Here is a 12703-nt window from a genome sequence, read left to right on the forward strand (position 1 = left end):
ACTCCCTACCGGACCACGCGCACCGGGACGTTGAGCCAGCCTGAGACGTTCTGCATCTGGACGCGTTGCAGCCCTTCCCAATCCACTTCATAGCGCGGCATGAAGTCCAGCAGCTTCTCCAGCGCGATGGCGCTCTCCATCCGGGCCAGCGCCGCACCGAGGCAGCTGTGGATGCCGTACCCCAGGCCGAGGTGCTGCGCCTCGGTCTGATCCCGGTCGATATCGAAGGTGTCGGCGTCGGTGAACGCCTCAGGGTCCCGGTTCGCCGCGGCGTTGAGCAGAAACACCGGCTTGCCCGCCGGAATGGTGCCGCCGCTGACGCGGGCGTCTTTGAGGGTGTAGCGGACGTTGTACTGCACCGGCCCCTCATAGCGCAGCAGTTCCTCCACGGCGGCCGGCACCTTGCTGCGGTCGTCGAGCAACTTCTGCCACTGCTCGGGGTTGCGGGCGAAAGTCACCGCGGCGCTACCGACCAGCTTGGTGACGGTCTCGGCGCCGGCGCCGCCCAGTAGCGTTGCGAATGCAGTGATCTCGATGTCGTCCAGCCGGCGCATCTGGCCGTTTTCGCCGGGAATCTCCGCGGCGATCAGCCTGGAGAGCATGTCGTCTTGCGGGTTGGAGCGCCGCTCCTGGACCAAACCGTAGTAGTACATCGCGGTCTCGATGTTGGCCTGCATACCCGCATCGGAGGTCTCGATCTGTCCGGGCTCGCGGTGCAGCGAGGTGTCGATCCAGTGCCGCACCTGCTGGTGGTACTCGTCGGGAACACCGACCATTCGGGTGATCACTTCCACCGGGAACGGCCCGGAGAAGTCCTGCACCACGTCGAAGTGGTCCGGGTCGGCGGCGCCGAGGAAACGCTCGACCTGTTCGACGATGGTCTCGCGCTGGGCTTGGATCGCCCGGGGGGTGAATGCTTTGTTGAGCAGGCTGCGCAGGTGTCGGTGCTCGGGCGGGTCCATGAAGATGATCGACTTCTGCGGTGGTTCGCCGGCGCGCACCATCGCCAGGTCGCAACCGCGGGACGATGAGTAGGTCTCGAAGTCCTTGAGGGCTGCCGCCACATCCTCGTGGCGGCTCAGCGCGTAGAAGTCCTCCTTCTCGTCGTAGTAGAGGGGAGCCTCCACGCGCATTCGCCGATAGATGTCGAAAGGGTCGTTGAAATATTCTTCCGAGAACGGGTCGAAGACGAGTTTCGGCTTGGTCATTGAATCCTCCTCAGCGGCGGGACGCGGCTGAAAATCGTGGCGACCGGGCATTAGACCGTATGTCCAACTGTAAGTCAGACGGGTCGAGGCCGGGAGGGTATTGGGAAACTCGCGGCGTCATCGTGGATGGTCCATCAGCGCCAGTGCGGCATCGGCTGCGTCGAGCACCGCACCCGGTGTCGCCGCCGCCTTCTGTGCGAGATCAGCGATCAGGCGGACGTCTTTCTGCAACAGCGCCCCCGCCATTCCGGCGAGGCGGTCCAGGGTGCCTCCGGATCCCCGGATGCTGTTGAGCGCAAAGCTGTTCGAACTGCCGCGGCACACCACCTCGGCGAGTCGCTCCGTCGAGATCCCGAGCTGCTCGCCCAGCGCCAGGGCGGTGGCGGCGGTACCCAGATTGGCGGTGAACAGCAGGTTGTTGAGCAACTTGGTCAGCTGTCCCGACCCGACTCCCCCCAGGTGCACGACGGGGTCGGCGTAGGTGTCGAACACCGGGCGGCAGCGCTGCACCGCGTCCTCGTTACCGCCGACCATCACCAGCAGCGTTCCGGCTTCAGCGGCCGGACCGCCACCGCTGACCGGCGCGTCGATCACCGAAACGCCCCGATCGGCACAGTGTTCGTTCAACTGTCGGCAGGTGTCGGGATGCACCGTGCTGTGAATCGCGATGATGCCGCCGGGCTGCAGTCCGGCCAGCACACCGTTCTCGCCGCACACCACTTCGTCGACGTCGGCATCACCGACCACGCACAGGCAGACCAGATCACTGGTCCGGCCCAGCTCCGCCGGGCTCTCGGCGATGCCGGCCGCGGTGTCGGCGAACGGTTCGAGCGTCTTGGGCCGGCGGGCCCACAGCGTCGTGGTATACCCACCCTCGACGATGCGGCGCGCCATCGGCCCGCCCTGGCTGCCCAATCCGATGAAACCGACGCGCATCAGCCGACCTCCGAATCCTGTGCGGCGCCGGCGGTTGCGGCGCACTCCTCGACGAATGACAGCACTGATCGGTGATAGCGCTCCGCACCGAAACCGACGCTGAGATTGTGCCCAGACCCCGGTTCCTCGTTGCTGGTGAAGCTCGGGGCGGCGGTGAAGATCTCGCGGATCTCGCGCCGGGCCGCCGAGTCGGACTGCCAGATCTTCTCGTGTTCGGCGAAGCTGAAGCGCACCGGAACGCGGACGCGGCCGGCCAGCGCCGGGAAGTCACGTTGCGGCCAGCCGGTGACCATGGCGGCCTCGTACGTCGCCCCCGGGGATGCGTTGGTGATTCCGCGCACGCCGTCGGGATATAGCGATGCCGGCTCCCAGAGTAGTTCGCGCAGGCCGACCGGCCGCTGGTCGGGCCGGGCCGCGCTCAAGACGTTTTGCGCGGCGGGCTGGTAGTGCAGGCCGGTGCCGGCCAGTTCGAGCCCGAGCAACTCGGCGCCCCGGTCGTCGGCCGCCATCCGCAGCCCCAGCTCACAGCCGTTGGAGTGGCCCACGACGAACAGGCCGGCGCCCCGGTCCCGGTCACCGAGGATCCGGTCGACAGCCAGGTAGGCCAGCCGCACGCGCTGCTCCGGATCCTCCATCGCCTCCGGATACAGCGCCGAAGCGCCATACCCGGGCCGGTCCAGGCCGATCACGGTGTAGCCAAGTGCGGCACCGGTTCTCAACAGGGAAAGATGGGGTTGGCCCGGGCAGTCGAAATAGGCCGACGTGGTCCCGCCGCCGTGCAGGGCGACCACCACGGCCCGCGGCTCGGCGACTTCGGCCAGCAGAGCCGACATCGGTACCCCGCCGGCGTTCACCATTCGTGGGCGAACGGCGGAGCTCATATGTCGGCCCGTAGCAGCATCACTCCGCTGGGCGTCAGCCCCCCGCTGCTGGCCACCGCGACGCGGGCGCCGGGCACTTGGCGTTCGCCGGCTTCGCCGCGTAGCTGGGTGACGGCTTCGTGGATCAGTCCCATTCCATGGGTGCGGCCGTGGGAGAGCTGTCCGCCGTGGGTGTTCAGTGGAATCAGTCCGTCGCGGGCGATGTTGGTGCCGCCGTCCAGGAAACTCTTGGCCTCGCCGATACCGCAGAAACCGAGGGCTTCGATCCACGACAGGCAGTTGAAGCTGAATCCGTCGTAGAGCTCGGCGACGTCGACATCAGTCGGCCGCAGGGTGGTGCGTGACCATAGGTGGGCGGCCTGGCCGAGGACCTGGGGTTCATGGGTCAGGGTGCTCTGGTCCCAGTCGGTGCGCTCGATGATCTGGGTGCCGACCGCCTCCACCAGGACCGGTGGTTTGGCCAGATCGCGGGCTGCGTCGATCGCGGAGACGATCACCGCCACGGCGCCGTCGCAGGGGACGTCACAGTCATAGAGCCCGAACGGGGTGGTGATCGTGCGGGCGGACAGGTAGTCGTCCATGCTCATCGGGTCGCGGTAGATCGCGGTCGGGTTGAGCGCGGCGTTGGCTCGCTGGTTCAGCGCGATCCAGCCCAGCGTCTCGCGGGTGGTGCCGTAGCGGTGAAAGTGCCGTTGGGCATTGAGTGCCAAGGTGTGCGCCGCCGAGGTGGCCCCGAACGGAATCTGCCAGCTGTTGGAACGCCTTCCGCCCGGTGGTGAGGCTTTGCCCGCCTTCATCAGCTCGTTGAACGTCGATTCCCACACGGTTCGGAAACACAACACGTGGCGTGCCAGTCCGGTGGCCACGGCCATCACCGCGGCGATGACGGAGCCGCCGGGGCCGAAGGTGTCCATACCGCCGTTGATCCAGGTGGGGCGCAATCCCAACGCGCCTTCCAGCGCCGTGACGCCGCCTTCGCCCATGCCCGCGACGTCGAGGCTCGGATAGGTTGAGAGCCCGTCGATGTCATCGAAAGTCAGCCCGGCGTCGGCGACGGCCGCCCGGCAGGCCTCCACGGTCAGCGCCAGCGGCGCGACCATGAGCCGGCGGCCCAGACGTGATGCGCCGATCCCGGTGATAGCCGACTTGTCCTCGAATTTGTCGGCGCTGGCCATCGGGCGCACGTGCTGCGCGAAGTCCTCGGGTGCGATCTCGTCGGCGGGCAGCGGCTTGGGTGCGGCGTGTTCTCCGTTCTGGGCCACCGGCCGGAACAGCGGCAGCCACACATCCTCGATGTTGTCGAAGACAACCTCCACCTGCTGGCCGAGCTCCAGCCGGTCCGGATCGCAGTCGATGATGTTGGTGGTCAGGCGAACTCGCGGATCCTCGTCGATAGCCACCTGCGCCACCACGTAGGGCGCCGGCATGCCCGGCAGGCTGAACCGGTGGTTGATCGTGAACCCGGCCAGGGTGGCCCGCCCCGAGACGTCGCGCACGCCCATCTTGGTGCCGTGGCAGTACCGGCACACCGGTTGCGGTGGATGAATGAGCGCGGCGCAGTCCCGGCACTCCTGAATTCGCAGCACGCCGTCGGCACCTGCGGTCCAGAAGAACTCGTTCTCGATGGTGATCGCCGGCAGCGGTCGGCCCGGTGCGCTCATTCGGCATCGTCCTCGGTGATCTCGATGATGGCGTGCACCGGACAGTCCAGCAGGGCACGCATGACGTCACGTTCGTCTTCCGCGTCTACCGTGCCGTCGCCGGTCAGGGACGCATATCCCCAGTCGTCCAGGGAGAAGTACTTCGGTGCGTGTTTGGCGCAGAAGCCGAACCCGTCGCACATGGTGCGATCCAGACGGATCTTCATGCCGGGACCTCCTCGACCGCGTAGGGACGTTCGGCCCGGAAGGCGCCGCCACGGCAGGTCGCACAGGCGTCGGCCAGGTGGTCGGCCACCGACTCCGGGAACCGGATCAAGAGGCTCGCCGCGACATTGGTGGCGCCGTCCAGCGTGCCGCAGGCGCCGCGGCCGGGCAGTACCCCGGCCCACCGCTGCAGCCGCTCGACCTCCTGGGCGGTCGCGGACCCGTCCCGCAGCGCCTCGGCCACCGCCGCCATCGCCGCGGTGCCGTTGAAACACGATCCGCACTGTCCCGCGTTCTCCCGGCCGAAGTAGGCCAGCACCGAGGCCGCCACCGCTACCGGGCAGTCGTCGGTGAGCACCGCCATCGCCCCGCAACCCAGGCCGCTGCCGCCCGCGCGCAGGGTCTCGTGATCCAGGGTGGCCTCCAGGGCTTCGCGGTTGAGCAGACCGGCGAAGTAGCCGCCCATCAGCATCCCGCGCACCTGATCGAGCGGAATCCCGTGCAAATCCAGCAGTTCGGAGACTGCGACGCCGTGGGGCAGCTCGTAGAGGACGGGCGGCACGCCGCCGCCGCTCACCGTGGCCAGGAAGGTGCCCGGGGACAACGCGGTTCCGGCCGAGCGGAATGCCGCCGCGCCGTGCTGCTGCAGGTACGGCAGATTGGCCAACGTCTCGACATTGGAGACCAGCGTCGGGCGCTGCGCAACCCCCCGCTGGTAGGGACGGGGCGGTTTGTCGGTGGGTTTGGCCGGGCCGCCGTTGATCGCCCGCACCGCTGCGGTCTCCTCACCGGCCACATATCCCGCATCGACGGTGAACACGCTGATCGGCGGCCCGCCAAAGACTTCCGTGTCGATCTCGGAGAGCGCGTTCTCGACACTGCGGGCAGCTGCCGGATCGGAGACGTAGACGTAGGCGCGGGTGGCGGCCACGGCGGTGGCGGCCAGCCGCAACCCGTCGAGGACCAGGTGCGGGCGGTGGCGTAGCAGCCAGCGGTCCTTGATCGAGGCCGGTTCACCCTCCTCGCCGTTGGCGACGACGACGGCCTCGCGGCGGTGCCGGGCGGCGGCGGTGCGCACCGACCGCAACTTGACGGCCAGCGGGAACGCCGCTCCACCACGTCCGAGCAGCCCGCTGCGTTCCACCTCGTCGAGGAACGCGTCGGCGTCGGGAAGCGCACCGTAGCCGCCCCCGGCGAGGTAGCCCGCGCCGTCCTCGACACCGTCGCACAGCAGGCGGGGTGCACAACCCGGCCAGGCGGCGACAGTGATATCCGGCGTCGCGGCAGTTGTCGTCATTGCCACCTCGTTTGATTAGGCTCGCGGACGTGAGAACAGCGGTGGTGCGCGTCGATGTGGACCCAGCCGGTCAATTGACCCGCGAGCAATTGACCGCCGGACTGGCGACGCTGCGTGAGCTGGCCGGACAGGCGGGCGTCGAGCTGGTGGAGACCGACCTTGCGGCCATGCCGGTGGGCCGGCGTCAGGTCCGGCTGCTGATCACCGGGGCCGAAACGGAGATCATCGACATCGGAACACGATTGTGCGCCAAGGCGTTCGACACGACGCCGGTGCCCGGGGTGGTGACCTACGTGAGTAGGGGCACCGACGATGACGTGCACGGCGTACTGGCCGGGCTGGGGTTGACGGGTGAGATCGTCCGCGCACCGGGAGCAGATGGTCTGGACGTCGTCCACGTGACGCTGGCCGAGCCGGATCTGCAACGGGTCGGTGAGAGCCGGGTTCACACAGCGCTGGAGGCGTCGCTGAACTGCGAGGTCCATATCCACACCCGCTGACCCCATCAGCGGCCCAGGAATTCCAGAATGGCCGGGGCGGCCTGCACCCACGTGTCGAACATGTTGAAGTGACTCACCTTTCCGGCGGCGCGCTCCTCGCCCGCCCGCTCCCAGGCGTCCTCCGGCCACGGCGGGTCGATCACCTCGGACCCCTTGATCAGACAGCTCACCTCCAGCGAGGTGCGCTTCGGGTGGTCCCAGTCGTTCTCGCCGCCGCGGATGATCAGTGTGGGAACCGTGATGCGGTCGAACATTTCGTCTTCGACACCGGGAATCGTCTGTCCCGGCTTGGAGACGAAGGCGTTGAGCCAGCGCAACATCACCTTGAGGAAGTCGTCACGGTCCAGGTCGAGCAGCCGCTGCTTGTTCGCCGGGTTCTCCTCGATCCGCTCCTGCCATTCGCGCAGGCCCAGCAGCGCCTGGGTGCCGCCGCCGCGAACCGCCAGAATATTGGGCACCACGTAGTAGGAGCCCAATACGAAGGTGCCGTACACGCCGCCGACGATGTTCCACAGCACCAGCTTTGTGACCAGCTCGGGGTAGAGCATGGTGGTCAGGATGGAGTCCCGCGCTCCGCCCGACCCGCCGGCGATGATGCACGGCCCGGTGTCGAGGGCGGCGAGCAGCCCGTGCAGCGTTTCGGCGCGCATATGCGATTCGGACTGGCCGTAGAACTGCACGTCCGACGCCCCGCAGTTGGGACGGTCCCACAGCAGCACCCGGTAGCCGCCCTCGACCAGTTTGTCGGCCAGTGGGCGCAATCCAGGGATCTCCTTGGAAAACCGGCCCCCGGGCGTCAGGACGATCAGATCGCCTGCATCTCCGAGGATCTCGTAAACGACGTTTCCGCCGTTGACTTCGACAGAGGGCACCGGGTACTCCTGTCTGTTAGGCCTGGACCAGGACGTCGTTTCCGACGACCCGCACCGGGTAGGTTCGGATGCTCCACTCGGGCTTGACCGCGGTGGTGCCGGTGGCCAGTTCGAAACCCCATTGATGCCAGGGGCAGTAGATGTATTCCAGGTCCCGGACCATGGTGGCGTCGCCGGGCGCGGTCTCGTCGACGACGGTGCGGCCGCGCAGCCGTCCGGCGCACAGTGGCCCGCCCTGATGCGGACAGAAGTTCGCGATCGCGTAGAACGTGCCGTTGATGTTGTAGACGCCGACGCCGTGGTGTCCGATCGGCACGAGCTTGTGTGTGCCGGGAGGGATTTCATCTACCGTGGCAACGATATGCTCTCGGCCCTGGGCCAGCCGGGGCCGCTGGTCGTCGTGGCTCATCCTTAAAACACCCGAACCTGACCCTCGAGGGCCGGAACCGTGTCGGGAAGGTGGTAGGTGGCGAGACCGTTCTTGAACATCACCGCTTCCCGAGCTGCCTTGGGCAGATGTTTGACCAACCATCGCGGGTCGTCGAACGTCCAATGCGGATAGTCGGATGAGTACAGCAGGATCTTCTCGCACTCCATCCATTCCAACGCGCGGGTCAGCTCGGTCTTGTCTTCCGGGTAGTCCAGCGGCTGGGTGGTGAACTTGATGTGTTCCTTGACGTATTCGCTGGGTTTGCGCTTGATGTCCAGCCACGGCTTCCGCGCCGCGTAGATGGCGTCCATGCGCCACATCAGCGGCAGGATCCAGGTGAAGGCGTGCTCGACGAGCACGATGCGCAGCGTCGGGAAACGGTCGAAGACACCGTCGAACACCAGGCTCATCACCTGGTTCGCCGCGAGCAGTGAATAGGTGACCATGAAGTCGTGGTTGTAGCTGGGCATTCCCACCGGCGGCATCGGCAGCTCTTCGTGGTGGCTGCGGGACAGGTGGCAGCTGACGGTGATGTCGTGTTTGGTGGCGGCAGTCCAGAGCGGGTCGTACTTGGGATCACCCCACGACGGCCGCGGCTCGGCCTTGATCAGGACCTGCGCCATGTACGGGTGACCGGCCCACCTCTCGATCTCCGCGGCGGCGCCGAACGGGTCCTCGATCGCGACGCAGATCGACCCGCGCCACCGCTGATGCCAGTTGTTGTGACTGTCCAGCCAGTGGTTGGCCTGCCAGTCGTTGAGTGCGCACGACATCGCGTGCTGCGCTTCGATCGTCCGCGCCGGGTAGGCAGCGGGCTCCAGGATCGCGTAGTCGGCGCCCGCCTCCATGATCAGTTGTTTGAAGGCCAATTCCGGGCTGCTGCCGGGAAACTCGCCGTCAGCGGGAAAGGCGTCCACCCGCATGGCGAAGGCGTGGGCATAGTCGGGGGCGTCGTAATAGATCTGTTCGCCGATCCGGCGGGCCAGAAAATACTTGCTGCGCCACGGCTCGGGGATGTACTGCGTGAGCTCACCGCGCCGCGGTACCGGATGGACGTCGGAGTCCACACATCGCACGGCGACGCGCTCGGCCGCCGGCTTGCGCTCTGTGGCTGTCACGGTCATGGTGATCTCCCTTGATCCAGCTGTCCTCTAGTGTGCGCCCGCGGCGGCCGGAACAGCCGGGACTTCTATGCCGTAGAGCCGGCCGGCGTTGCGCCAGCACAGCTTGTCGCGTTGTTCGGCGCTCAAGGTGCTCGGTACGGACAATTCGTTGCACTGCCAGTGCGGATAGCTCGACCCGTACATCACCATGTCGTCCTTGCCGGTGAATCCGAACCACTCGCCGGCGAACTCGGTGTCCCCGGGGCCGTCCATGGCGCCCTGGACGAAGTACACGTGGTCGGGCAGGTAGTCGCTGGGCATCTCGGGTGCCCACGGCGTCTGTTCCAGGTGCGGCCTGCCGAAGGTGTCCATCCGCCAAATGAACGGGGTGAGCAGATCTGCGCCGCCGTCGGCCCAGACGAACTTCAGCGACGGCATCCGCTCGAAGACGCCCTCGGCGATCATGTTCATCAGGTGATACAGGTAGTTGCATGCCATGAAGCTGACGTACTGTTCGTAGGTCCGGGTGCCTCCCGACGGCGTCGGCGAGGCGGCGATGCCCGACCCCACCTCGATGTGCGCCGCTACCGGCAGGCCGGCGTCGATGGCTGCCTCCCACAGCGGCCAGAACTGCGGTTTGCCGAACAGCTCGCGGGATTGCAGGGGGACACCGATCTGCACCACCCGGGGGTGGTCCTTCCACCGTTCGATCTCTTTGAGCGCCCCGGCGAGGTCGTCGGGGTTGACCCGGATGGTGCCGCGGAAGCGCTCGCCGTGATCGGGGTGGTCCAGCCAGCGTGACACCAGGATCTCGTTGTGCGCTGCGGCGATCGCCGAACCCAGATGCCGATCCGGCATGATGCCGCGCGTCATCGGATGCAGCACCGCCACGTCGACACCCCGATCGGCGAACAGGTGTGCGGCGACCACGTCGGGGTCCGAGCCCGGGTATTGGCCGGCCGGACCTTCGGTGCCGGGTGCGTACTCACCGCCCGGCGCGCCGTACCAGTCCATCTCGTAGTCCGGGAAGCCGCGGCTGCGGTAGGGCTCCCGCAGGAAACCGCGCAGGTCGGAGTTGGACGCCGCGAAGATGTGCACGCTGGCGTCGATGACGGGCGTACGAGTGCCGTCCGGGTGTTCGATCATCAACGCTGCCCTTCGCCGTGTCGCCGGACCCCTGACCCGCTCGGAGCGCGCCGCGGGGGAGTCTCCGGGAAGCCGACCCCAGTGAGGCCATTGTATAGCTGTGTTCTTTGTTCGCAAGAACTGGATTCTCATACCCGGGTGAAGCGGCCGCCGCAGGCCGGCGACCCCGTGACCGGCATGCCCCCGCGATACGGTGGGGCAGCACGATATCTCGCGGGGAGATCGTTACATTCGCTAACGAGAATGTTATTCTCGGTCGACGTGTGGAGGAGGTGACGCAATGCTGTTGGAGTTCGACGAGGACCAGCGACTGTGGCAGGGCACAGTGCGCGACGTGGTGGGCAAGCAGTGCACGCCCTCACTGGTGCGCAGTGTCGCCGAGGCCGGCTCGGGCGACGCGATCGACTCATTGTGGAAGGTCTATGTCGATCTGGGCTGGACCGAGTTGCACGAGCCGGAGACCGCGGTGGAACTGGCGATCGTCCTCGAGGAACTGGGCCGCGCCACCGACCCCACACCGTTCTTGGCGACCATGACGCAGTTCGCCCCGCTGGTCGGTGAGCAGCACCGTACGGACGGCTCCACCGGGGCGGCGGTCTTCAGCGGCGTCTCCGCGCACCGCAATGCCGCCGGCTGGGTGCTGGAGGGGACCGCGCTGAACGTGCTGGACGGCGACCGCGCCGACCGGCTGGCGGTGGTCGCCGAGGCCGGGGTGTTCCTGGTGGACGCCGCGGCGGTGACGACGCGCAAGGCCTCGGTGTTCGACCCGACGCTGCATGTCGCCGACGTATCCTTCGCCGGGGTCGAGGTGCCCGACACCGCGCGGATGCGCGTCGACGTCGACCGGGCGCACCATGTCGCACTCACCGGCATGGCGATGACCATGGTGGGCGCTTGCCAGCGGATCCTCGATCTGGCCCTCGAGCACGTGCGCAGTCGTCAGCAGTTCGGCGTACCGATCGGCTCGTTCCAGGCCGTCCAGCACAAAGCGGCCGACATGCACGTGGCGATCGAACGTGCCCGTGCGCTGGCGTATTTCGCGGCGCTGACCATCGCTGCCGACGACCCTCGGAGGCGGATGGCATCGGCGATGGCGAAGGCCTCGGCCGGAGAATGCCAGTCGGTGGTGTTCCGGCACGGGCTGCAGTTGTTCGGCGCAATGGGGTTCACCTGGGAGAACGACCTGCAGTTCGCGCTCAAGCGGGCCAAGGCCGGCGAGCTGATGCTGGGCGGCGCTGCGGAACACCGCGCGGCCATCACCGAGGAGTATCTTGCAGCTCACGTTTGACGCCGCGGTCGAGGACTTCCGGGCGGAGTTCGCCGCCTTCCTCGACGCGAATCTTCCTGACGAGGCCGACACGCTGGAGCGTCCCCGCTCGGTCTCGCACATGCCGGCCTGGGCGCGCCGTTGGCAGCGACTGCTGTTCGACAACGGCTGGCTGCTGCCCGGGAATCCGCCGGAGTTCGGCGGCCGCAACGCCACGCTGCTGCAGCAGTTCGTGCACCTCGAAGAGTTGTGCCGGCGGCGGATCTATCACAGCTTCAATCCCCAGGGTGTGAACATCATTGCGGCGTCCCTGCTTTCGTTCGGCACGGATGAGCAGAAAAGGCGCTGGGCGGTGCCCATCCTGCGCGCCGAGATCACCGCGTCACTGGGGATGAGCGAACCGAGTGCCGGCTCGGACCTGGCGTCGCTGCGCACCAGGGCGGACCGCGACGGAGATGACTTCATCGTCAATGGCCAGAAGGTGTGGACCTCGGGTGCCCACGACGCCGATGTGCTGCTGACGTTCGTACGCACCGATCCCGAGGCGCCGAAGCACAAGGGCATCAGCGTATTGCTGATCCCCACCGACACGCCGGGGGTGGTGTGCCGGCCGTTCCCCACCATCTGTGGAATCGACGATAAAGACTTCAACGAGGTGTTCTTCACCGATGTGCGGGTGCCGGGGGAGAACCTCGTCGGCCCGCTCAACGGTGGTTGGCGGGTGGCCAACGGGTCGCTGGGTCACGAACGCACCATGATGTGGCTGGGATTCGCCGACCGGCTGGACAACATCCTCGCCGACTTCCACCCCGAGGGTGCCTTGCAGCGTGACCAATTCGCCACGGCCGCCATGGATTACCAGGCGCTGCGGCTACTGGGCTCCAGGGCACTGGCCCGGGCGGCCCGTGGCGAGGAGGATGTCCCTGCGCTCTCGGTGCTCAAACTGCTCGGTTCGGAGGCGGAGATGTTCGCCTCGGGTTATGCGCTGGACGCGGCGGGCGCAGCGGGGCTGGTGCACCCGGGCGATTCGGGGCGGTATGAGCCGATGAACCTGGACAGTTACTTCGCCAGCTGGTTCGAGCGCCACGCCCGCAGCTTCTCGGGGACCATCGCGGGGGGAACATCGGAGATCCACCGCAACGTCATCGCCCAACAGGTGCTGGGCCTGCCGCGCGGCTGAAGCTCGCCGAGTGTTCCG

At 67.3% G+C, this 12703-nt stretch carries 13 protein-coding genes; 3 read left to right on the forward strand and 10 right to left on the reverse strand.

Annotated features, from left to right (window positions below; all coding sequences use genetic code 11):
* Positions 1–5: 5 nt before the first annotated feature.
* The 6 genes from BST28_RS09110 to BST28_RS09135 form a co-directional block, all read right to left on the reverse strand.
* A complete protein-coding gene (locus BST28_RS09110; protein WP_019736376.1) occupies positions 6–1208 on the reverse strand; it encodes a cytochrome P450 in 1203 nt (400 codons plus the stop codon).
* Positions 1209–1325: 117 nt separating this feature from the next.
* Complete coding sequence (locus BST28_RS09115; protein ID WP_029249068.1) at positions 1326–2144, reverse strand: NAD(P)-dependent oxidoreductase; 819 nt, start codon at positions 2142–2144, stop codon at positions 1326–1328.
* Entirely contained in the window at positions 2144–3025 is an 882-nt protein-coding gene (locus BST28_RS09120) for an alpha/beta hydrolase (protein WP_043336063.1), read from the reverse strand. Before BST28_RS09120 ends, BST28_RS09115 begins: the two co-directional genes overlap by 1 nt.
* Positions 3022–4686, reverse strand: coding sequence for a thiolase C-terminal domain-containing protein (locus tag BST28_RS09125; RefSeq protein WP_019736373.1), 1665 nt, complete (start codon positions 4684–4686; stop codon positions 3022–3024). Before BST28_RS09125 ends, BST28_RS09120 begins: the two co-directional genes overlap by 4 nt.
* Complete coding sequence (locus tag BST28_RS09130) at positions 4683–4892, reverse strand: ferredoxin (RefSeq protein ID WP_019736372.1); 210 nt, start codon at positions 4890–4892, stop codon at positions 4683–4685. The genes BST28_RS09125 and BST28_RS09130 overlap by 4 nt, the downstream gene beginning before the upstream one ends.
* Entirely contained in the window at positions 4889–6187 is a 1299-nt protein-coding gene (locus BST28_RS09135) for an NADH-ubiquinone oxidoreductase-F iron-sulfur binding region domain-containing protein (RefSeq protein WP_083080753.1), read from the reverse strand. The genes BST28_RS09130 and BST28_RS09135 overlap by 4 nt, the downstream gene beginning before the upstream one ends.
* A gap of 29 nt (positions 6188–6216) precedes the next feature.
* Here BST28_RS09135 and BST28_RS09140 point away from each other — a divergent pair, with 29 nt between their 5' ends.
* Positions 6217–6687 carry a hypothetical protein gene (locus BST28_RS09140; RefSeq protein ID WP_080575770.1) on the forward strand — a complete coding sequence of 157 codons (471 nt, stop codon included), beginning with the start codon at positions 6217–6219 and terminating at the stop codon, positions 6685–6687.
* 5 nt (positions 6688–6692) lie between these two features.
* Here the strand turns inward: BST28_RS09140 and BST28_RS09145 are convergent, their stop codons facing one another.
* Genes BST28_RS09145 through BST28_RS09160 form a run of 4 tightly spaced genes read right to left on the reverse strand, consistent with a single transcriptional unit; the run spans position 6693 to position 10238 of the window.
* Positions 6693–7559, reverse strand: coding sequence for an alpha/beta fold hydrolase (locus BST28_RS09145; RefSeq protein ID WP_019739095.1), 867 nt, complete (start codon positions 7557–7559; stop codon positions 6693–6695).
* A 16-nt stretch (positions 7560–7575) separates the two neighbouring features.
* Positions 7576–7968 carry a Rieske (2Fe-2S) protein gene (locus tag BST28_RS09150; RefSeq protein ID WP_019739094.1) on the reverse strand — a complete coding sequence of 131 codons (393 nt, stop codon included), beginning with the start codon at positions 7966–7968 and terminating at the stop codon, positions 7576–7578.
* 2 nt (positions 7969–7970) lie between these two features.
* Positions 7971–9113: an amidohydrolase family protein gene (locus BST28_RS09155; protein ID WP_019739093.1), complete on the reverse strand. Its 1143-nt coding sequence runs from the start codon at positions 9111–9113 to the stop codon at positions 7971–7973.
* A 27-nt stretch (positions 9114–9140) separates the two neighbouring features.
* Complete coding sequence (locus BST28_RS09160) at positions 9141–10238, reverse strand: amidohydrolase family protein (protein ID WP_019739092.1); 1098 nt, start codon at positions 10236–10238, stop codon at positions 9141–9143.
* Positions 10239–10518: 280 nt separating this feature from the next.
* Between BST28_RS09160 and BST28_RS09165 the strand changes: the two genes are divergently transcribed.
* Both BST28_RS09165 and BST28_RS09170 read left to right on the forward strand, forming a co-directional pair.
* Entirely contained in the window at positions 10519–11526 is a 1008-nt protein-coding gene (locus BST28_RS09165) for an acyl-CoA dehydrogenase family protein (protein ID WP_083080756.1), read from the forward strand.
* The gene (locus BST28_RS09170; protein WP_019735755.1) at positions 11510–12685 is read left to right on the forward strand and encodes an acyl-CoA dehydrogenase family protein; all 1176 of its coding nucleotides are present in this window, start codon (positions 11510–11512) and stop codon (positions 12683–12685) included. The genes BST28_RS09165 and BST28_RS09170 overlap by 17 nt, the downstream gene beginning before the upstream one ends.
* The last annotated feature ends 18 nt before the right edge of the window (positions 12686–12703 follow it).

The sequence above is a fragment of the Mycolicibacter kumamotonensis genome (genome assembly GCF_002086285.1).
Taxonomy (GTDB): Bacteria; Actinomycetota; Actinomycetes; order Mycobacteriales; family Mycobacteriaceae; genus Mycobacterium; species Mycobacterium kumamotonense.

Coding starts and splice junctions, on each gene's coding strand:
- BST28_RS09125 (WP_019736373.1), bottom strand. CDS start 4,686: ATGAGCGCACCGGGCCGACCGCTGCCGGCGATCACCATCGAGAACGAG.
- BST28_RS09165 (WP_083080756.1), top strand. CDS start 10,519: ATGCTGTTGGAGTTCGACGAGGACCAGCGACTGTGGCAGGGCACAGTG.
- BST28_RS09160 (WP_019739092.1), bottom strand. CDS start 10,238: ATGATCGAACACCCGGACGGCACTCGTACGCCCGTCATCGACGCCAGC.
- BST28_RS09120 (WP_043336063.1), bottom strand. CDS start 3,025: ATGAGCTCCGCCGTTCGCCCACGAATGGTGAACGCCGGCGGGGTACCG.
- BST28_RS09115 (WP_029249068.1), bottom strand. CDS start 2,144: ATGCGCGTCGGTTTCATCGGATTGGGCAGCCAGGGCGGGCCGATGGCG.
- BST28_RS09130 (WP_019736372.1), bottom strand. CDS start 4,892: ATGAAGATCCGTCTGGATCGCACCATGTGCGACGGGTTCGGCTTCTGC.
- BST28_RS09110 (WP_019736376.1), bottom strand. CDS start 1,208: ATGACCAAGCCGAAACTCGTCTTCGACCCGTTCTCGGAAGAATATTTC.
- BST28_RS09155 (WP_019739093.1), bottom strand. CDS start 9,113: ATGACCGTGACAGCCACAGAGCGCAAGCCGGCGGCCGAGCGCGTCGCC.
- BST28_RS09135 (WP_083080753.1), bottom strand. CDS start 6,187: ATGACGACAACTGCCGCGACGCCGGATATCACTGTCGCCGCCTGGCCG.
- BST28_RS09150 (WP_019739094.1), bottom strand. CDS start 7,968: ATGAGCCACGACGACCAGCGGCCCCGGCTGGCCCAGGGCCGAGAGCAT.